This is a genomic window from Marinimicrobium koreense (assembly GCF_003762925.1).
Lineage (GTDB): Bacteria > Pseudomonadota > Gammaproteobacteria > Pseudomonadales > Cellvibrionaceae > Marinimicrobium > Marinimicrobium koreense.
In genome coordinates this window covers 907,531-928,798 of record NZ_RJUK01000001.1, presented here as the reverse complement: position 1 = coordinate 928,798, position 21,268 = coordinate 907,531, and the positions used below count along the sequence as shown (strand labels likewise).

General features: G+C 58.7%; 13 protein-coding genes. 7 read left to right on the top strand and 6 right to left on the bottom strand.

Going from position 1 to position 21,268, the window contains the following annotated elements:
• Nucleotides 1-34: 34 nt before the first annotated feature.
• Nucleotides 35-3,136 carry an error-prone DNA polymerase gene (locus EDC38_RS03925; protein WP_123637396.1) on the bottom strand — a complete coding sequence of 1,034 codons (3,102 nt, stop codon included), beginning with the start codon at nucleotides 3,134-3,136 and terminating at the stop codon, nucleotides 35-37.
• A 324-nt stretch (nucleotides 3,137-3,460) separates the two neighbouring features.
• On the opposite strand from EDC38_RS03925, the gene EDC38_RS03920 reads away from it, so the two are divergent.
• Entirely contained in the window at nucleotides 3,461-4,582 is a 1,122-nt protein-coding gene (locus EDC38_RS03920; protein ID WP_024460206.1) for an efflux RND transporter periplasmic adaptor subunit, read from the top strand.
• A 27-nt stretch (nucleotides 4,583-4,609) separates the two neighbouring features.
• Nucleotides 4,610-7,672: an efflux RND transporter permease subunit gene (locus tag EDC38_RS03915; protein WP_123637395.1), complete on the top strand. Its 3,063-nt coding sequence runs from the start codon at nucleotides 4,610-4,612 to the stop codon at nucleotides 7,670-7,672.
• 75 nt (nucleotides 7,673-7,747) lie between these two features.
• Here the strand turns inward: EDC38_RS03915 and EDC38_RS03910 are convergent, their stop codons facing one another.
• The gene (locus tag EDC38_RS03910; protein ID WP_123637394.1) at nucleotides 7,748-9,178 is read right to left on the bottom strand and encodes a Y-family DNA polymerase; all 1,431 of its coding nucleotides are present in this window, start codon (nucleotides 9,176-9,178) and stop codon (nucleotides 7,748-7,750) included.
• A 1-nt stretch (nucleotide 9,179) separates the two neighbouring features.
• Nucleotides 9,180-9,866, bottom strand: a complete 687-nt coding sequence (locus EDC38_RS03905) for a hypothetical protein (protein ID WP_024460203.1) — start codon at nucleotides 9,864-9,866, stop codon at nucleotides 9,180-9,182.
• 156 nt (nucleotides 9,867-10,022) lie between these two features.
• On the opposite strand from EDC38_RS03905, the gene EDC38_RS03900 reads away from it, so the two are divergent.
• Both EDC38_RS03900 and EDC38_RS03895 read left to right on the top strand, forming a co-directional pair.
• Nucleotides 10,023-10,637, top strand: coding sequence for a redoxin domain-containing protein (locus tag EDC38_RS03900; protein WP_024460202.1), 615 nt, complete (start codon nucleotides 10,023-10,025; stop codon nucleotides 10,635-10,637).
• An 83-nt stretch (nucleotides 10,638-10,720) separates the two neighbouring features.
• A complete protein-coding gene (locus EDC38_RS03895) occupies nucleotides 10,721-11,116 on the top strand; it encodes an ectoine synthase (RefSeq protein WP_024460201.1) in 396 nt (131 codons plus the stop codon).
• A gap of 66 nt (nucleotides 11,117-11,182) precedes the next feature.
• On the opposite strand, the gene EDC38_RS03890 is transcribed toward EDC38_RS03895, so the two are convergent.
• Genes EDC38_RS03890 through glgB form a run of 3 tightly spaced genes read right to left on the bottom strand, consistent with a single transcriptional unit; the run spans nucleotide 11,183 to nucleotide 16,458 of the window.
• Nucleotides 11,183-12,766 carry a PQQ-dependent sugar dehydrogenase gene (locus EDC38_RS03890; RefSeq protein ID WP_123637393.1) on the bottom strand — a complete coding sequence of 528 codons (1,584 nt, stop codon included), beginning with the start codon at nucleotides 12,764-12,766 and terminating at the stop codon, nucleotides 11,183-11,185.
• 36 nt (nucleotides 12,767-12,802) lie between these two features.
• Nucleotides 12,803-14,269, bottom strand: a complete 1,467-nt coding sequence (gene glgA, locus EDC38_RS03885) for a glycogen synthase GlgA (protein WP_123637392.1) — start codon at nucleotides 14,267-14,269, stop codon at nucleotides 12,803-12,805.
• Nucleotides 14,266-16,458 (bottom strand): 1,4-alpha-glucan branching protein GlgB, encoded by a 2,193-nt coding sequence (glgB, locus tag EDC38_RS03880; RefSeq protein ID WP_024460198.1) that lies wholly within the window; start codon nucleotides 16,456-16,458, stop codon nucleotides 14,266-14,268. Before glgB ends, glgA begins: the two co-directional genes overlap by 4 nt.
• Before the next feature lie 316 nt (nucleotides 16,459-16,774).
• Here glgB and glgC point away from each other — a divergent pair, with 316 nt between their 5' ends.
• Genes glgC through malQ form a run of 3 tightly spaced genes read left to right on the top strand, consistent with a single transcriptional unit; the run spans nucleotide 16,775 to nucleotide 21,262 of the window.
• Nucleotides 16,775-18,043 carry a glucose-1-phosphate adenylyltransferase gene (glgC, locus tag EDC38_RS03875; RefSeq protein ID WP_024460197.1) on the top strand — a complete coding sequence of 423 codons (1,269 nt, stop codon included), beginning with the start codon at nucleotides 16,775-16,777 and terminating at the stop codon, nucleotides 18,041-18,043.
• Nucleotides 18,033-19,754, top strand: coding sequence for a glycoside hydrolase family 57 protein (locus EDC38_RS03870; RefSeq protein WP_024460196.1), 1,722 nt, complete (start codon nucleotides 18,033-18,035; stop codon nucleotides 19,752-19,754). Before glgC ends, EDC38_RS03870 begins: the two co-directional genes overlap by 11 nt.
• On the top strand, nucleotides 19,754-21,262 hold the full coding sequence (gene malQ, locus EDC38_RS03865; protein ID WP_024460195.1) for a 4-alpha-glucanotransferase: 1,509 nt from the start codon (nucleotides 19,754-19,756) through the stop codon (nucleotides 21,260-21,262). Before EDC38_RS03870 ends, malQ begins: the two co-directional genes overlap by 1 nt.
• Nucleotides 21,263-21,268: the final 6 nt, after the last annotated feature.

Sequence of the window (21,268 nt, the reverse complement as noted above, 5' to 3'; positions counted from 1 at the left end):
TTAATGCCAGTGATGGTTTAATGCCGGTGATGGTTTAATGAAAGTCCCTGGACCGGGTGGACAGGGCATCCAGACGGTGGCTGAGATCTTCCAGGCGACCGGCGATCACGTGAGTGACTTCACCTTCCCGCTCCAGAATCCCGTGGACTTTCAATAGCCGGGCGGTCAGGTAGGCCTGTTTTTGGGCGCGGGCCGTTGCCAGCCAGACCACGACATTGCTGTTGCCGGTATCGTCTTCCAGGGTGATGAAGGTGACTCCGGCGGCGGTGCCGGGACTCTGTCGTCCGGTTACCACACCGGCGACGGCCACCATGGACTTGTGCTCCCGGGTGCACAAGTCCTTGGCCCGGGTAAAGCGACCGATAGCGCCAGCCTCATCCAGAAGAGTGATCGGATGACGATTCAGGGTCAGCCCGGTGCTTGCATAATCCTCCACCAGGTTGTCCAACTCACTTGGAGCTGTCAGATAGTCCGCCTCGGGTTCGGCCGCCTTGTCTGGTTCATCAAGATGGGCAAACAAAGGCAGTGAATGACTTTGGTCCATCAGTGCCCAGCGGGTCTGGTAGCGGTTATCACTGAGGTCATGCAGGGCATTAGCACTGGCCAGCGCTTCGAGGTCCCGCTGACTGAAACCGTCGGCTTTCAGTTGCGACACCTGTTGAAAACGGCGTTCTTCGCTCTGGCGGGGCTGTGCCACAAGCTGAGTCATGCCAGCCTCAGAGAGGCCTTTGACCAATCGGAAACCGAGCCGAATGGCCCAACCCTGATCGGTCTTTTCGAGGCCGTGATCCCGCTCCGAACGATTCACACAGACCGGTCGCACCTCCAACCCGTGACGGCGGGCGTCCTGGATCAACTGCGACGGTGAATAGAAGCCCATGGGGTGGCTGTTCAGCAGTGCGGTGTAGAACGCTTCGGGGTAGTGGTGTTTCAGCCACGCCGAGGCATAGGCGAGTAGGGCAAAGCTGGCGGAGTGGGATTCGGGAAAACCGTATTCGCCAAAGCCGCAAATCTGTTGATAGATACGCTCTGCGTACTCGTTGGTGTAGCCCCGGGCCACCATGCCATCGACCAGTTTGTCGTGAAACTTTTCCAGCTCACCGGTTTTCTTCCAGGCCGCCATGGCGCGCCGCAACTGATCGGCTTCCCCGCCGGTGAATCCGGCGGCCACCATGGCCAGTTGGATGACCTGCTCCTGAAAAATCGGTACCCCCAGAGTGCGCTCCAGAACGCCTCTGACTTCCTCGGAGGGGTAGTCCACGCCCTCTTCTTTATTGCGGCGTTTCAGATAGGGGTGGACCATGCCGCCCTGAATCGGACCGGGCCGGACAATGGCAATCTGGATCACCAGATCGTAATAGCAGGCCGGCCTCAGGCGTGGCAGCATGGACATCTGAGCCCGGGATTCAATCTGAAACAGTCCCACCGTATCGGCTTTCTGAATCAACCGGTAAACCGCCGGGTCGTCCATGGCGCCGGTCAGCTCGGAAAGGCTCAGTGAGCGGCCCCAGTGCTGGCGGACCAGATCAAAACTTTTACGCAGGGCGGTGAGCATACCCAATGCCAGAACATCCACCTTCAGCAATCCGAGGGTTTCAATGTCATCTTTGTCCCACTGGATGACCGTGCGCTCGGTCATGGCGGCATTTTCGATGGGGACCAGTTCGTAGAGCGGGCCCGAGGAAATGACAAAGCCCCCCACATGTTGCGACAGGTGGCGGGGAAAACCGCGCAGCTCATTGACTAGTTGCACCAGTTGCTGGGCGATTCCGGACTCCGGGTCCAGGCCAATATCGCTTACCTGCTGCTCCCACTGGCTGTCCCGGTCCCGCCGGTTGATGTTGCGAATCAGGAAATCCAGGTGGGATTCGCCGATACCGAGTGCCTTGCCCACATCCCGCAGCGCACTTTTGAACCGGTAGCGGATAACGGTAGCGGCCAGGGCTGCCCGGGGGCGCCCGTATTTTTCATAGATGTACTGGATCACTTCTTCGCGCCGTTCGTGTTCGAAGTCCACATCAATGTCCGGCGGTTCATTGCGCTCTTTGGACAGAAAACGCTCAAACAGGACTTTGATGTGCCTCGGGTCGACGGCGGTGATTTCCAGGCAGTAACAGACCACCGAGTTGGCGGCTGAGCCCCGCCCCTGATACAGAATACCGCGACTTTGAGCAAAGACGACCAGATCGTGGATGGTCAGAAAGAAGTGCGCGTAGCCGAGGCTGTCGATCAGATCCAGTTCCTTGTCGATGGTCGCTCTGACCGTGTCGTCGGGCCCTTCGGGGAACCGTTTCTGAACGCCCTGTTCGACCAGCTCACACAGATAAGAGAAGGGCGTTTGCCCCGGGGGGACGAGTTCCGCCGGGTACTCGTAACGCAGCTCGCCCAGATCAAAGGTGCAGCGCTCGGCGATACGGCAGGTTTCGGCCAGCCACTCGGGTTTGAACAGTTTTTCCAGTTTGGCGTGACTGCGCAGGCTCCGTTCGGCATTGGGGCAGAGCTTGCGGCCGGCTTTGGCAACGGTGGTGCCCAGCCGAATGGCGGTGAGCACCTGTTGTAGGGGCAGTCGTTCAGCCCGGTGCATCAGCACTTCACCGCAGGCGCACAAGGGCAGAGCCAGATCCTGACCGAGCTGCTCGCACTGGGCCATCATCCGGTGCTCCCGGTGCGTCAGGTGGCGCCGCACACCCAGCCAGAGCCGGCCCTCGTGGTGCTTTTTCAGCCACTGACCCCAGCGCTGGTCCAGTGTGCTATCGCCGCAGGGCAGCCATAACAACAACCCGTGCTGGATGGATTTCAGGTCCCACTTCTCCAGTTGGTACTGTCCCTTGGGGCTTCGCCGTCGGGCGTTACTGATGATCCGGCAAAGCTCGGCATAGGCCTGGCGGGTCGGGCAGAGCAGCACCAGGTCCAGGCCGGGGGGCAGGCGCAACCGACTGCCGACGATCAGGCGGCTCTCTGAGCCCAGCCGGCGGTGCTCGGCGTAGGCGCGCACCACACCGGCCACCGAACACTCGTCGGTCAGCGCCAGGGCCCGGTAGCCCAGTTCGTCGGCCCGGTTCATCAGTTCTTCAGGATGAGAGGCGCCCTCCAGGAAGGAGAAATTGCTCTGGCAGACGAGTTCGGCATAGCTCATGGTTACACTTCAATTAAATACTGTTTATATATACAGTAATCTGGTGTGTAAAAAGATGCAAGTGATCCAGTGACACCGCGTAGCCGCCAGCGCGGGAATGTAAGATTCTGTAACAACCGTGTACCTTTGCAGGCCTCTGTTGTAAGCTTTGCCCACATCTAAAGAGCCCACCCCCGCGTATCCGTTCGGCTACAGGGTTCAACAGAGCTTTTCCAGGGTTTCACTGAATGCTCCGGTGCCGGCAAACCAGGCTCCGGAACAGGCTACGTTTCAGAGTCCAGATACCTTCGCGACGCGCGATTCAGGAGTAGAGGGAGCACACGCATGACCAAACGAATGATCATAATGCTGGTGGCTGTAAGCATTGCTTTCGGTCTCATCTTTGGCTGGAAGGCGTTCGGCAATTACATGATGGGCCAGTATTTTGCCAACATGCCGGAGCAGGCCATTGCCACCACCGCCTCTGAGGTTGAGGCTTTGACCTGGAGCCGTTCAACAACGGCCGTGGGGTCGTTCAGAGCGGTGAATGGCGCACAGCTGACTACCGAAGTGGGTGGGATTGTCACCGAAGTACACTTTGAGAATGGTGAACCGGTGGAAGAGGGTCAACTACTGGTATCCCTGGATACTGAGACTGATCGAGCCGAACTCAAGCGCCTTGAAGCCGCAGAGCGGTTGGCGTCACTGGATTTGCAGCGCTATCAGCGGTTATTTGAGGAGGGCAACAGTTCCGAGTCGGAATTGCAGCGACGGCAGAGTGAAGCGCAGCAGGCTCAGGCCTCGCTGGAGGCACAGAAGGCCCGTATTCGTCAGAAAATGATCCGTGCGCCTTTTGCAGGGTTGTCGGGTATACGTCAGGTGAATGTCGGTCAGTATGTGTCGGCGGGCAGTCCGGTGGTGGCGGTCCAGGCGCTGGATCCCATTTATCTGCAGTTCACTTTGCCTGCCCGAGAGCTTGCCACGGTTTCTGTACAGCAGCCAGTGAGTGTTCGTGTGGATGCTTACAGCAATGACACATTCACAGGTGAAGTAACGGCCATTGAGCCTTCAATCAACGAAGCCACTCGCAGCTTTACGGTCCAGGCGACGCTGGAAAATCCAGAGCAGAAGCTGCGTCCGGGAATGTTTGGTCGGGTATCGCTGACCATGGGGGAGCCTCGAGAAGTGAAAGTGCTGCCCCAAACAGCAGTACAGTTCGATCCCTACGGTAATTCCGTGTACGTCGTTTACTCTGATGAGGAAGATAAAACTCGCGTCAAGCGTCGTTTCATCAAAACTGGCGAACAACGAGGAGATCTCGTAGAGGTTGTCGATGGGCTGGCGGTCGGTGAGCAAATCGCTACCTCAGGGCTGCTCAAGTTGAGCAACAATGCCTTGGTGAATATCAATGATGACCCCGCATTGCAGCCATCGTCTGAACAGAGCCCCGACACTGTTAACGAATAATAGGCCAGCCTTAAGGAGAGCTACACAATGCGGTTTACAGATGCATTTATCCGCAAGCCAGTGCTGGCGACAGTGGTCAGCCTGTTTTTATTGTTACTGGGCGCGCGTGCCGGATTTGATCTCAATGTTCGCCAATTCCCGGAAATCAAGAACGCGGTGGTTACCGTGTCGACGACCTATATTGGCGCCGATGCCGACCTGATCCAGGGTTTTATCACCAAGCCCATGGAGCGGGAAGTGGCCGCGGCGGAAGGGATCGACTACGTCAAATCCACCTCTTCGGCCGGAGTGAGCAGCGTCCAGGCCTTTCTGCGCCTGGATTATGACCCGAATGAGGCCTTGACCCAGATTGCCGCTCAGGTCAACGCGCTGCGTTCACAGCTGCCAGAGAATGCCGAAGATCCGGTCGTAACCCTGTCAGTGGGGCAAGATACGGCCGCCATGTATCTGTCCTTTTATAGTGATCTTCTGGATAACAACCAGATTACCGACTACCTGGTGCGGGTGGTCGAACCACAGCTGGCGACCATTCAGGGGGTACAGCGTGCCCGAATACTGGGTGCCCGGACGTTTGCGATGCGTATCTGGCTCGATCCACAGCAGATGGCGGCTTTTGGGCTGACCGGGTCGGAAGTATCGACAGCACTGCGGGCCAACAACGTGCTGGCCGCATTGGGTCGCACCAAAGGGCAGATGGTGGCGATTGACCTGAATGCCGGTACTGATTTGCGCAGTGTAGAAGCATTTGAAAACCTGGTGGTCAGCTCCAATGGCGACAGCATTGTGCGGCTGCGGGATGTGGCAAAGGTAGAGCTCGGGGCCGAGAGCTACGACTCATCGGTCAGTTTCAATGGTGAAGCGGCGACCTTCATCGGCATTGAAATTTCCCCGGACTCCAACGCGCTAGATGTGATTGCCCGGGTGCGCGACGTCTGGGATAACGATATTATTCCTGAGCTACCAGAGGGGTTGAGCGCCGATATTCCCTACGATTCCACAGAGTATATCGAGAGCGCGATTGACGAGGTGGTCATCACCATTGTTCTCGCACTGATCATTGTGGTGTTGGTGATTTACGCCTTTCTCGGGTCGGTGCGCAGTGTCATCGTGCCGGCTGTGGCTGTACCGCTTTCCCTGGTGGGCACTTTCTTCCTCATGTGGATTCTGGGTTTCTCCATTAACCTGTTGACACTGTTGGCCATGGTGCTGGCGATCGGTATCGTCGTGGACGACGCGATCATCATGCTGGAGAACATTCAGCGTCACGTGGAAGAGGGCATGTCACGTCTGGATGCCTCCCTGCTGGGCGCCCAGCAACTGGCCTGGCCCATTGTGGCCATGTCGACGACACTGGTGGCGGTGTTTATTCCTTTGGGCTTTGTGGGTGGCCTGACAGGGGTGCTGTTCGTTGAATTTGCCTTTACCCTGGCGTCAACGGTGGTGCTCTCAGGGGTCGTGGCGCTCACACTGTCGCCGATGATGTGCTCGAAGATTTTGCGCTCAAGGGACGCGGGTGGTGAGCGTCCAAAGCTGGAAGTCTGGCTGGACGATCGTTTTGAGAAGTTACGCGGGCGTTACCAGCGCACACTTCACGGCACTCTGAACAGCATGCCAGTGGTTCTGGTATTTGCCGCCATCATTCTTGTGTCCTGTTATTTCCTGTTCGTTTCCAGTCGGGCCGAGCTTGAGCCGGCGGAGGATCAAGGGTTTGTCTTCTCCCAGGCGACCGCTGACGCCTACGCTACTCTCGACTATCTGGAAATCAATACCCGGCATATTGAACAGTTGATGGAAGATATTCCCGAGCTGGAAAATCTGTTTATCATCAATGGCACCAGTGGCACTAATGTCGGCATTGCGGGTTTTGTTATGGCGCCCTGGGACCAGCGGGAGCGCAGTACGGACGAGATTCTGCAGAACGATATACAACCGTTCCTGAATAATCTGCCGGGTGTGAATGTGTTTGCTACCGTGCCGCCTTCTCTGCCTTCACCGGGGGGCGGTGGTCCGCCCATCCAGTTTGTGGTCGGCTCAACCCAGCCCTACCAGGTGATGGACGAAGTGGTCGATGAGATCGTCCAGCAGGCCCAACAAAGCGGTAAGTTCATCTTTATTGACAGCGACCTGAAGATTGACCGCCCTCGTGAAACAGTGGAAATTGATCGCGAGAAAGCCGCGCTGATGGGGGTCGATATGCAGCGGGCGGCTGCGGACCTCGGCAGCTTGACCGGCGGCGGCTATGTGGGTCGTTTCTCACTGGATAACCGCTCTTACCGGGTTATTCCCCAGGTTGAACGATCTGAACGGTTGAATCCGAGTCAGCTGGAGGACTATTACACGCGTAACCGCGAAGGGGAGCTGGTACCGCTCTCATCCTTGGTAACACTTGAGTCTTCGGTTCAGCCTCGGTCACTAAACGGCTTTCAGCAGTTGAACGCGGTTACCATCAGTGGCGTACCGATGCCGGGCGTCGCGTTCGGGGATGCCTTGGGCGAGCTTGATCGTATTGCGTCTGAAGTTATGCCTGAAGGCTTCAGTGTTGATTATGCCGGTCAATCGAGGCAGCTCAAGCAAGAAGGGCAGCAACTGGTGGTTACCTTCTTCTTTGCGCTATTGGTGATTTTCCTGGTATTGGCGGCTCAGTTCGAGTCGTTCCGGGATAGCCTGATTATCATGGTCACCGTGCCGATGAGTATTTGTGGCGCCCTTATCTTTATTAGCATAGGGCTGACCAGTATCAACATTTACACTCAGGTTGGGCTGCTGGCGCTGATTGGTCTGATTGCCAAACACGGCATTCTGATCGTTGAGTTTGCCAATCAGCTTCAACAGGAAGGCAGGAACAAACGCGACGCAATCGAGGAAGCGACATCGATTCGTTTGCGGCCTATTCTGATGACTACCGCCGCAACCGTCCTGGGTATGGTGCCGCTGTTGATTGCGACGGGAGCAGGCGCCGGATCCCGCTTCGCGATGGGACTCGTGATCGCCAGCGGTATGACCATCGGGACGCTGTTTACGCTGTTTGTCATCCCGGCTGTCTACCTGTGGATGGCGCGTGATTACCATGGTGAAGCGGATCCCGCTTGAGCCTTCCCGCTCTTTGGGGCTCGGTGGTAGATTAACCACTGTGCCCCAAAGCTCTCTAAAGCGATTTTGTCTTTGCTAGGCAAAATACCCCTGTAAAAACCATCCCGGACGGTTCGGTTCCCGAAACGCCCAGCACCATTGCCCTTGGGCATTGCGCGCGATGTAGTAGTCCCGGACCTGGGGCTCACCGTCCCACCATCCGGTGGTAATCCGCTCGGGCCCCTCGATGATTTCAAGGGGCTGCGAGTACACCTGTGGATCCGCTAACAGAAAAGCCGGGCGCAAGGCCGGAGGCGCGGGTTGAGCTGCGTCGTCGCTGCGTCGGTTGGAGGGCGGCTTCGACGACTCAAGGGGACAGGATTCGATATTGGCGCGCAGCGGTCTGAAATCCTCCGCCACCCTCAGGCTCCGGACCCGGTCTGCCCCCAGCCTTGCCTGAAGCAGGGCCACCAGTTGGGCGGGCGCCATCGCGGCGCCGTGACGCTCATTGAGCAGGTCTTCGGATTGGCCGGGGCGGGGCAGCAGCGTGCGAGCGGTCAGGGTCAAACCGCACACGGGGGCTTCCAGAGGGTGGCGCTCCAGGGTCAGCTGGACCAGGGGCTGCCAGCGCTCTGCCCGGGATTCACCCCGGGCGGCGCCGATGGTCAGAGACAGTGGGTCCCGGTTGCGCAGTTGCAGGGCCAGTTCAACTCGCTCGACCACACGGTCCCGGTGATGGAGAAAGGCTTCCAGCTCGTCGAGTAACCGCTTAACCCAGGGGGCCAACTGGTCGCTGGATTCCAGTTCGCAGGGAAGCTCCCGGTGCTGACGGAAGTAGTCCGGCGGCTGATAAAAGGGCAGGGGGTGCGGCAAGTGGCCGACGAGTCGCCCCACATACTCGGCCAGTGGTCGGTCAAAGCGACGGGACAGATCCTTGGGGGGAATGACCAGCAACCCATCCAGGGTTTTGATACCGAGCCGTTGCAGGTGGGTCTGAGTCTGTTCAGGCAGTTCGGTAGCGCTGAGCGGGCAGCCCCGGATGACCTGCCGTAGCTTTTCCGGGCATGGGTCCAGCGGCACTTCCGGTGAATGAGCCAACAGCTTGGCGGCCAGCGGGGTAAAACCGGAAGCCACCTGCATCGACAGCTTTCGGCAGCTCAAAAAATGCTTTATTTTTTTGCAATAGTTGTCGAATCCATTATGGTATTTAACCATCCTTGAGGCCCCAAGCCAGAGGCCACAGGGAGGGTCCAGCGATATGTCCCCCGAGATATCGTAGAGCCCGTGAGCCAGTTCCTCCAGGCGGCGGATCTCAAGGGCGCTCTGGTACGGCAATAATTGCACGTCCCGGCAGAGTGCTGCGGCGGTTGCCAAGCCCATTCCCAGGGTAATGCCTTCCCGGGAAGCCGGTTCATTCATCTGCACCACCCGATTGTCCCGCTCATCCACAACCGCCACCGGGCCAGGGTCGTCCGGCGCCTGGGTATCCAGTTGCAGTCGAGGCAGCCAGAGGTAGAGCCAGAGCATGTCAAATGGCCTCGGCACCGGGTTGGACTTGGGGGCTTGAGGGTGCCCGACCCGAATGAACCTGGGGGCGGGTCAGCTCTGGCCAGTGTTCTGTCATAATGACTGTGAAGGGAGCCAGTGGCCGCCCTTGCCGGCGGCGACGCACCTCGACCCGGACACCCTGCGCAGCCGGACTCAGCACCAGGTGCAAGTCGATGGGTAACTGGGGCAAGTCCAACGCCGGGGGCGCAAACAGAAACAGGGTCGACTGGCCAGCACGGGCGGCCAGTTGCAGCCGGCGGGCCTGGATGGTCTGCAATCGCTGCGTCAGCCACAGACAACTGCTGTCACAACTGCCACTTTTCAGGCTCTGCTCGGTTGCCCAGAGCGCAGCTTGTGTGCTGTCGGGGTGCAGAACCAGCAGCTTCTCCTGTGCCACACCACCACCGAGCCAGGCTTCCACCCCGATCCGGTAAGGCGGGGTAATCAGTACCGTCAGTCGGGATTGTTGCTCCATGGACGGCCACAGGAGTCGCAGTTCACCAATGCCTGGGGGCGTTTGAATCATGACTACCCCGGCACCGGGCAGCCCGCCCAGTCGGGCATCCAGCTCTGGCCAACCGCTGGCCCGCGCTTCCAGCGGGCGGGCGGCGTCGCGTCCGCGCCAGACCAGGCGTCGTTGCTTGAGTTGCTCCAGATCGGGATTCAAGGATACCTCACAGAGAAGAATATACTGTATATAAAAACAGTATAGGCTCGGCAGGGCCGAACTGTAAACCATCGGGGCGGCTGAGAATCCACTATGAGTCTGTTAGGATGCGGCTTTCTGAACAGCACACCAAACCAATTACAGGAGCCTCGTTGAATGAAGCCGTTACTGGGTCACTTATTGTGGATCTCATCGCTACTGATGCCAGCCGCTGCATTGGCCGTCGCGACTCCCGGTGATCCAGCGCCGGCATTCCGTGCTAACGATGCCGCCGGCCAGTCCCATACGCTCACCGACTATATCGGCAATTGGATTGTGCTGGAGTGGTTTCATCCGGGGTGTGAAGCGGTTGAAAACCATTATGACAGTGGCAACTTGCCCCGTTTGCAGGAGCGCTACCGAGAGCAGGGGGTCAAATGGCTCACCATCATCTCCTCGGCGCCAGGGCCAGACAATGTGATTGAAGCCGAAGAAGCGTTGGCACTGGAGGATACCCACGACTTGCGATCCAGTGCGCCGGTGCTGTTGGATGACACCAGTGTGGTCGCGAGGGCCTATGGTGTGAGTAAAGCACCACAGATTTATATCATTGATCCACATGGCACCCTGGTATATAGCGGTGCTCCGGATGACAGCGATGGCGCAAGCCCGGAAGCCATTGAAGCCGCCACGAGTCATATTGAGGCCGCTCTGGAAGCCGGTCTGGCAGGGGAAGCGGTTGAAACGCCCCGTACAGAGGCCTATGGTTGCGAGCTGGATCTGGACATTTGATGCCAATAAAGCCCGCCCGTGGGGTCAGAGTGCCATTTCGGTTATAATGGTCGGCCGAACATTCAAGTCAACGAGGAGCTTCTATGAAAATTGTACGTGTGCAAGACATTATCGGTAGTGAACGCGAAGTCAGCGCACAGCAGTGGACCAGCCGTCGTCTGTTGTTGAAAAAGGACGGAATGGGTTTCTCCTTTCATGAAACCATCATCAAGGCAGGCTCCGAGCACACGTTCTGGTACAAGCACCATCTGGAAGCGGTTTACTGTGTGGCCGGCAATGGCTCCATTACTGATCTGGCCACGGGCGAAACCCATGAAATCACCGATGGCACCCTGTACGCGCTGGATAAGCACGACAAGCACATCCTGCGTGGTGGCACTGAAGATATGCGTCTGATCTGCACCTTCAACCCGCCGGTCACCGGTCGTGAAGTGCACGACGAAGACGGCGCCTACCTGCCCGATACCAGCGAAGACTGAAATATTGTCCGGGGTGGGCACGGCCCGCCCCGACTCCTCTCCGGCCGTTCCCGCGCCGGTACCCCGTCAATCCGGTGTTACTCTGAGTACCTTCCCCTCCGGACTGTCCGTCAAAAGATACACGGCCCCGTCCGGGCCGACCCGAACGTCCCGAATGCGTGCTTTCAGCTCGCCAAACAGCGGTTCCTGCTCAGTGATCACGCCATCGGTGAACGTCAGCCGATGCACTTGCCGTGACGCCAGGCCACCCACCAGTAAGCTGCCCTCCCACTCGGGAAATAAGGTGCCGGTATAACGCGTCAAGCCCGAAGGCGCGATGGATGGCGCCCAGTGCCAGAGCGGCGGGCGTATGCCGGGCCACTGTGTGTAGGGTGAGACCCGCGCTCCGGTGTAATCCAGCCCATGGGTCACCGCCGGCCAGCCGTAGTTTTCTCCGGGCGCCAATATATTGAGCTCATCGCCACCTTTGGGGCCGTGCTCATGGCTGAACAGCGTGCCGGAGGTGGCATCAAAGAACAGCCCCTGCACATTGCGGTGCCCCAGGGTGTAGAGCTCCGGGGCGGCCCCTGTCTGACTCCGAAACGGGTTGTCGGCCGGCACCGAACCATCGGGGGTGAGCCGCACGGTACCGCCCAGATGATTGCTCACATTCTGCGCCTGTTCGCGATAGTCAAATCCGTCACCCAGGGTCATAACCAGGGTGCCATCGTCCAGCCAGGCCAGGCGGCCACCGAAGTGGGCGGATGCGATTTTTGCGGGCCGGGTCCGGAAAATTTCCTCGACCTCCCGCAGGGCCGAATCCTGCCACCGGGCTCGGGCCAGACAGGTATGGTTGGCGCTGTGGGTGCCGCAGGCGTAGCTCAGATACAGGCGATGACTGTGCTCGAAATCCTGTGCCAGGAGAACGTCAAACAATCCGGACTGACCCTGGGCATAGACCTCGGGAATGCCCGAAATGGGGGCGTGCAGATGACCCTGAGCGTCGATATGGCGCAGGCGCCCCGGGCGCTCAGTCACCAGCAGCCCGCCTTCCGGGAGAAATGCCACGGACCAGGGGTGTTCGAGGTCTTGGGCCACGGTTTCTATCCGGTAGTCTGCCGACTCACTGGCTGAAGAGGGATCGGGAAGCAGGCAGAGCGCACCGACAAGCACAAGGACCGCGGATGTGGCCAAGGGCGATCGTACCGGCTGGGTCGAGCGGTAGGGGCGCCAGCGGGCAAACAGCCAGCCGGCCAGTGCGGCGCAGGCCAGCAAAGCGAGAGTACCCGAAGCAGACCGGGTGGCCGCAATCAATGTCGGCATGGGCGCAAGAGCATCGACCAGTTTCAGGGTGACCGCCAGTCCCAGAGCCGCGCCCAGAGCACAAAGCAGGGGGTGCCAGAGGGGGGAAAGCCAGCGATTGATCAGTAGGGCAACGGGTTGTGAGACCAGAAAACTGCCGCCAAACAGTGCGGCGAATACCGGACCAAAGAACAGCAGATCCTGTGCGCTGGTCACCAGGCGCACATCCAGCGGAACGGGAAAGCCCATGGATTGAATGGCCAGCAGATTGAATTGCGTTTGAACCAGACTGCCCAGCAGTGTGCCCACAAGCAAGGCCGCGATAAACGCGAGCAGCCATCTGGACCAGGAAGGGAGTGATGTTGGCATGGTCACCTCTGTGCAATGAAGCCGAGAGTGTACCATTCAGGCGTTCTGCTTTTTATCCTCCAGCGCCAGCTCATAAATCCGCTCGTACTCGGCGGCGCTTCTGTCCCAGGAGTAATCGCCACTCATGGCATTGCGCTGCCGTTGTTGCCAGGCCTCGGGGTCCTGATAGAGCGCGAGAGCACGCTTGAGCGCAACGCGCAAGGCGTCGACAGTCGCGGGCTCGAAACAGAAGCCGTTGGCCGTTAGCGGGTCGTCGCCATCAATCACGGTATCTTTCAGTCCTCCCACGGCATGCACCAGGGGCAGGGTGCCATACCGCAGGCTGTACATCTGGTTCAGCCCACAGGGTTCAAACAGGGAGGGCATCAGAAACACATCGACACCGGCTTCAATACGGTGCGCCAGGGTTTCGTTGTAACCGAGGGTGACCGACAGCTGTTCGGGGTAATCTGTCGCTAACGCGGCAAAAGCCTGCTCATAGGCTTTGACGCCCGAGCCCAGCAGGGCAATCTGCACATCGCCCCGGGCCAACAGCTCCGGCAGGGTTGCCAGCAGCAGGTCCAGTCCTTTCTGTTCCACCAGGCGTCCAATAAAGCCCAGCAGTAAAGTATCCGGCTTGTCAGCCAACCCCAGCTCGGCGCACAAGGCCTTTTTATTATCGGCCTTTCGGGCCAGTCGCCGTCGATCGTAAGACGCGGCGAGACAGGCGTCCCGGTTTGGGTTCCACTCCCGGGTATCGATGCCATTGATAATACCGCTCAAAACTTCCTGCCGGGCTCGCAAGAGGCCGTCGAGGCCGCAGCCCAGCTCGGGAGTCTGGATCTCCTGAGCATAGCTGGGACTGACGGTGGTCAGCCGCTGGGCGAACACCAGCCCGGCCTTGATAAACGACAGTTGTCCGTAAAATTCCAGAAAGTCCGGTTGCCACAACCAGGGTTCCAACCCAAGCCTGTGCATTGTCTGGTAATCAAACAACCCGTGATAGGCGAGGTTGTGAATGGTGAATACCGTGGCGGGCGCTGACGCTTCCCGCGCCAGCAGCTGGCAGACCATCCCGCCCTGCCAGTCATTGGCGTGCACCAGATCGGCCTTCCATTTGATCCCGGCCCGGCCCATGGCCAGTTCGGTGGCAGCTCGGCAGAGGGTATAAAAGCGCTGGTCATTGTCCGGCCAGTCGACGCCCTCCGGCGTCACATAGGGATTACCCTCGCGCTCGGAAAAGGCCGGAATATCCACCAGCCAGACCGTTACCCGGGTGCCGGGCAGACGCGTCTGCCAGAGTTTCACCGGGGTTCCGTCAAGGTCGATCTGTCCGCGCGAGCTGAGGGGTGGCGCCTTGTCGTCCGAGCGCAACCGGGCGAGCACAGATTGATACGCGGGTAGTACCAGGCGCAGCGAGTGCCCCCGTTTGATCAGCGCGCGGGGCAGGGCACCGGCAACGTCGGCAAGCCCGCCGGTTTTGATCAGGGGGAAGGCCTCGCTGGCCAGAAACAGAATATTCATGTCCGGTCGATATCGAGAATGATGGCGCCCAGAGGCGGCAGGGTCAGTTCAATGGAGTAGGGTCGATTCATCCACGGGCGATCTTCGGTTTCCAGTGGCAATGGGTTACCGACATTGCTGCCGCCGTAGTAGGTGGAGTCCGAATTAAACACTTCCCGGTAGCGCCCCGCGCTGGGAACGCCGAGGCGATAGCCCTCCCGCGGCGTCGGCGTGAAATTCAGGATGACCACGAGAAAGCCATCGTCGCTCGCCCGAAGGTAACTGATGACCGACTGGGGACTGTCGTGACAATCGATCCACTCGAAGCCGTCGCTGCGGAAGCTGCGCTGGTGCAACTCGGTGCGGGTTTTATAAAGTTGGTTCAGATCGGACAGGGCCGTTTTTACGCCCTGGTGGGGTTCAAGGTCCAGTAACAACCAGTCCAGCTCACCGTGGTGAGCCCACTCTTTCCATTGGCCGAACTCGCAACCCATGAACAGGAGCTTGGTACCCGGGTAAGTCCATTGATAGGCGTAGAGCAGACGCAGGTTGGCAAAGCGCTGCCAGTCATCGCCGGGCATTTTGGTGAGCATGCTGCCTTTGCCATGGACCACTTCGTCATGGGAGAACGGCAGCATGAAATTCTCGGTAAACGCGTAAATCAGCCCGAAGGTCAATTGGTCGTGATGGTAGTGACGATAGATCGGATCACGGCTCATGTAGAGCAGGGTGTCGTGCATCCAGCCCATATTCCACTTCATGGAAAAACCCAGTCCGCCCACCCAGGTGGGTCGTGTGACCTGAGGCCAGGCCGTGGACTCCTCCGCCAGAACCAAGGCGCCGGGGTGCTCACCATGACAGAGCTCATTGAGCTGGCGGAGAAAATCAATGGCTTCAAGATTCTCATTACCACCATAGCGGTTGGGCAGCCAGTCACCCTCTTCCCGGGAGTAATCCAGATAGAGCATGGACGCCACCGCATCGACTCGCAGACCGTCGATATGAAATTCTTTCAGCCAATAAAGCGCATTGGCCAACAGAAAGTTGCGCACTTCGTTGCGGCCGTAGTTGTAAATCAGTGTGCCCCAGTCCCGGTGCTCGCCTTTGCGGGGGTCTTCATGTTCATACAATGCGGTGCCATCGTAGCGGGCCAGGGCGTGCTCATCTTTCGGAAAATGGGCGGGCACCCAGTCCAACAGAACCCCGATACCGGACTGGTGAAGGTGATCGACAAAGTACCGGAAATCATCCGGCGAACCAAACCGGCTGGTCGGGGCAAAGTAACCGGTGGTCTGGTAGCCCCAGGAATCATCCAGAGGGTGCTCGGTAATGGGCAGAAGCTCGACGTGAGTAAACCCTAAAGGCTTGACGTAATCCACTAACTGGTGCGCCAGAGTCCGGTAATTGATGAATCCACCGTTTTCCGTTCGGCGCCAGGAACTCAGATGCACTTCGTACACCGACAGTGGGGCGTTTTGCCAATCCCATTGGCGTCGCTGCGTCAGCCATTTCTGATCCTGCCACTGATACTCTGAGGGAGCGGTTACCAGAGCGGCGGTTTTAGGACGAACCTCAAACGCCTGACCGTAGGGATCCGTCTTCATCTGGATGTGACCGGAGTGCCGGTTGCGGATTGAATACTTGTAGAGGGTGCTGGGCTCCAGCCCGGGAATGAACAGCTCCCAAACACCGCTGCCTCCGCGCACCCGCATGGGATGAAGCCGGTCATCCCAGTGGTTGAAATCACCCACAACGCTGACCCGCTCTGCCGCCGGCGCCCAGGTGGCGAATAACACGCCGGCCACGCCGTCGACGGTGCGCGGGTGTGCTCCCAGAACCTCGTACACCTGCCAGTGCCGTCCTTCGCCAAACAGGTGCAGATCCATATCGCCCACTTGTGGCGCGAAGGTGTAAGGGTAGTGCGCGGTATGGGTGCAGTTGTGGTGGTCCTGCCATTCGACTTCCGGGTGTTCGGGTAACTGTGTTGCCTTCCCTTGCCACGACCAGAAGTCTGACTCCGCTTCTTTGGTTAAAGTCAGCTTGCCTTTAACCCCGTTGAGAGAAGCCTGGCTTGCCTGGGGTAAAAACGCGCGAAACAGAAGGGTATCCGGCTTTCCCGGTACCGGGTGTCGACCCAGTACCTGAAAGGGATCGTGGTGTCGTGCCTGAGCCAGGCGTTGGCTGGCTTCCTTCAGAGCAGTCGCTGGCATGGGAGAGGACTCACAGCATGTATGTCGTTAAAGCGTAATAGGGATGGCGTTATATTACCAGTGGTTTGTGACCTTTCTGTTGGGTTGCTTTTGCCGCCACAATTCGCGGAACAAATTGATCTTGAACAAGCAGACCCGCTCGTTTTGAGACTACACTTAGTAAGCAACTTGAACGGTAACTTCGAGGGGCCAATGGATTGCCTGAACAGTTTGGTGGCGATGGGAATCCTTGGCACTGTTATTGCTGACTATGATAATGCGGGCACTTTATTCGTTGATCGAATAACAGGCGCTCCGCTCGCTTTGGGGATTCATTATGCTTACGTCGACATCGGGCCGTTTTGTCAGCCGTCTTACCCGGGAAACCCTGGCCATCGTTCTGGCCGGCGGGAGGGGCTCCCGACTTCATGAGTTGACCAACTGGCGCGCCAAGCCGGCGGTCCACTATGGCGGTAAGTTCCGCATCATTGATTTCCCCTTGTCGAACTGCGTGAATTCGGGCATCCGTCGAATCAGTGTGTTGACCCAGTACAAATCCCACTCACTCGATCGGCACATACAACGTGGCTGGGGGTTCCTTGGTGGCGAACTCGGAGAGTTTGTTGAGCTGCTGCCCGCGCAGCAGCGCATGGGGGAAAGCTGGTATGCCGGCACGGCCGACGCCGTGTGGCAGAACCTGGATATTATCCGGCGTCATAACCCCGCCTATGTATTGATTCTGGCGGGCGACCACGTTTACAAGATGGACTACGGCACCATGCTGGCGGCCCATGTGGAGCGCGAGGCGGACATTACGGTGGGCTGCATTGAGGTGCCGCTGGAGCAGGCCAGCGCGTTTGGCGTGATGAATATCGACACCGACAACCGGATCACCAAATTTCAGGAAAAACCCCGAAACCCGGAACCCATGCCCGGCTCTGACGATCAGGCCCTGGCGTCCATGGGGATCTATGTTTTCAACACCGAAGTGCTGTTCCGGGAGCTTCTCAATGATCAGAACCTGCCCGGCTCCTCCCATGACTTCGGCAAGGACATTATTCCTTCCTTAATGAAAAGCCACCGGGTCATGGCGTTTCCATTCCGCGACCCGATTACCGGCGGTAAGGCCTATTGGCGGGATGTGGGCACCATCGACTCACTCTGGGAAGCCAACCTGGAGCTGACCGGCATTACGCCGGAACTGGATCTCTACGACTCGGAATGGCCCATCTGGACCTATCAGGAACAGGTGCCTCCGGCCAAGTTCGTCTTTGACGACGAAGGGCGCCGCGGCAACGCTGTGGACTCCATGATTGCCGGTGGCTGTATTGTGTCCGGAGCCCAGGTGCACCATTCGTTGCTGTTTCCCCGGGTGCGGGTTCACTCCTATTCCGAGATTACCGACTCGGTGCTGTTCCCACGGGTGGATGTTGGCCGGAACTGCCGGATTCGACGCGCCTTGATTGATCGGGGCTGCCAGATTCCACCGGGAACGGTGATCGGTTTCGACCCGGAAGAGGACAAAAAGCGCTTCCATGTGTCGAGCAAAGGCGTTGTGATGGTCACCCCGGAAATGCTTGATGAGGCATACCCCCATGTGTTCTGACAGTGTCAAACCCCGGGTTAAAGTGGTGTTCTGCTGGCATATGCACCAGCCGGATTACCGGGACCGGTTGACCGGGGAATACTATTTTCCCTGGACCTATCTGCATGCGCTGAAAGATTACACCGACATGCTCGTGCATCTGGAGGACAATCCCAAAGCGCGGGCCGTGGTGAATTTTGCGCCCATCCTTCTGGAGCAGCTCGACGATTACCAGGCACAAGTGGACGACTATCTGGACAGAGGGACCAGCATCCGTGACCCCATGCTCGCGGCACTGGTTCAGGAGCAATTGCCGGAACCGGGTAGTGAGGACTATGAGACGCTGGCACAGAACTGTTTGCGAGCACACCGGGACCGGATGATCGAGCGTTTTCCGGCCTACAAATTTCTGGTCCAGATTCTGGATCAGACCACCGACAGTCCGCAGCGCCAGTGTTATCTCAATCCCCAGTTCCTGATTGACTTGGTGGTCTGGTACCACCTTGCCTGGTTGGGTGAAAATCACCGGCGGGATGACCCGAGGGTTCAGACACTGCAGACCAAAGGCGGCGGTTTCAGCGATCAGGATCGTCGAACCCTGCTGTTGGTGATTGCCGAACAGTTACGGGCCATCAAACCCCGTTATCGGGCTCTGCGGGACGAAGGGCGAATTGAGGTGGCCATGAGCCCCTACGCTCACCCCATATTACCGCTGCTTCTGGATTTCAACAGCGCTCGGGAAGCCATGCCCGATGTGGTCCTGCCCGAGTCAGCCGGTTACCCCGGCGGAGAGGAGCGGGCTCACTGGCACCTCAAACAGGGGCTCGAGGTGTTCGAGGGTTACTTCGGATCACGCCCGAAGGGCTGTTGGGCATCGGAAGGGGCGCTCAGCGGGGAAACCCTCAAGCTGCTTACCGACGAAGGGTTTACCTGGACCGCCACGGGAGACTCCGTGTTGCACAACAGTCTGAAAAAAACCGCCAATGCCAAACAGGCTCCCAAGCACCTGCACCGCGCTTACACCTTCGACCAGCAACCGATCCGCTGTTTTTTCCGTGATGACGGCCTGTCCGATCTGATCGGCTTTCAATACTCCGACTGGCACGCCGAGGATGCCGTGGGCGATCTGATCAACCACCTGGTGCGCATCGCGGATGAAAGCGATAACCCGGATGCCTGTGTAATTTCCATCATCATGGATGGTGAAAACGCCTGGGAGTACTACCCGGAAAACGCCTGGTACTTTCTCGAAGCCCTCTACCGACGCATCAGCAGTCATCCACGGTTGGAGATGACGACTTACGAGTCGGCGCTGGAGGATACGAAACTGGACGCGGTGGCGCTCGATCATCTGGTCGCGGGAAGCTGGGTCTATGGCACCTTTTCCACCTGGATTGGCGATCGGGACAAGAACCGCGCCTGGGATATGCTCTGTGAAGCGAAAGCCGTTTACGACACGCATTGCGAGGGGCTGCCCGAGCCTGAACGGAAAGCCGCGCAGTTACAATTGGCGCAATGCGAAGGGTCCGACTGGTTCTGGTGGTTTGGTGATTACAACCCGTCCGAGAGTGTGCAGGACTTTGACTACCTTTACCGGCGCCATTTGACCAATCTGTACCGGTTGCTCAAACAGCCACCACCGGATTATTTGCAAAGCGCCTTCAGTCACGGCGGTGGCGCACCGGCCGCCGGCGGCGTCATGCGGCGCGGCCATGCGGAGGGCAGTACCTGATGGCCCTGCGCGATCTGCCGCACCCGTTGTTACAGCACCGCAGGGCCGGGGTGCTGCTGCACCCCACATCATTACCCGGCCCGGGAGAGCAGGGCACCTTGGGTGCCGACGCTTTCCGGTTTGTGGACTTTCTGTCCGAGTGTGGGTTTACCGTCTGGCAGATGTTGCCGGTAGGCCCCACCCACGCCAATCGTTCTCCTTATCAGACCCTGTCGATTCACGCGGGCAATCCGGCCCTTATTGACCTGGATGATCTGGTCAGTCGCAGTTGGTTGACGTCGGAACAACGACAGGCGCTTACCGGAGAGCAGGCGCGGCGGCAGGCGGCCGATACGTTCTTTGCGCAGTATGATCAGCATCCGGAGCAGGCCGAAGCTTACGAGCGTTTCTGTCACGACCAGCGCCAATGGCTGGATGATTACGCCCTGTTCATGGCGTTGCGCGATTGCTACCCGGGCGATGACTGGACGAAGTGGCCGGATGATATTCGCCTGCGCCGGGCACAGGGCATGGCGCGCATGCGTCGGGAGCTCAGTCAGAGCATTGAAGCGCGTCGGTTTGAGCAGTTTGTTTTTGACTGGCAGTGGCAAGCGCTGCGTCAGTACGCACGGGAGCGAGAGGTTGCACTGTTCGGTGATATGCCGATTTTTGTGGCTCATGACAGCGCCGATGTCTGGGCCAACCAGGACCTGTTCAAGCTGGACGCCGACGGTCAGCCCCTGAGTGTCGCCGGGGTGCCGCCGGACTACTTTTCCGAAGACGGACAGCACTGGGGCAATCCACATTACAACTGGGATGAAATGCAGGCCAACGGCTTTCGCTGGTGGCGCGAGCGACTGAACACGCAACTGCGTTGGTTCGATCTGATTCGACTGGATCATTTTCGGGGGCTGGAAGCCTTCTGGGAAATTCCGGCGGCAACTCCGCAGCCGCGACTGGGACGATGGGTCGAGGCGCCGGGACGGGCTCTGCTCAACAGCCTGTTCCGGGAACACAAGAACCTGCCGCTGGTGGCCGAAAACCTCGGCTTCATAACCCGAGCGGTCGAGGCCTTGCGCGAAGAGTTTCGTCTTCCCGGCATGGTGGTATTGCAGTTTGCCTTCGATGGCAATGCCGACAACCCTCATCTGCCCCATGCTTACGACCCTCACTCGGTCGTGTACACCGGAACTCACGACAACGACACCAGCCTGGGCTGGTATCAGCAGCAGCCTGAATCGGTTCGCACACGCCTGATCGAGTACTGCCATCAAAGTCAGGAGCCCATGCCCCAACTGTTGGTGCAACTGGCACTATCTTCGGTGGCACGATTGGCCATCATTCCCTTTCAGGATTTACTCGGCCTCGGCTCCGAGCAGCGGATGAACCGGCCGGGTACCGAGGACGGCAATTGGCGCTGGCGTTTTGTCTGGCCCCAGGTGCCGCCGAGCCTGAATGAGTCGATCCATCATTGGTTAACGCTTTACGGGCGGCAACCCAATTTACCCTTGCAACCATCAAGATCATGAGGTAAC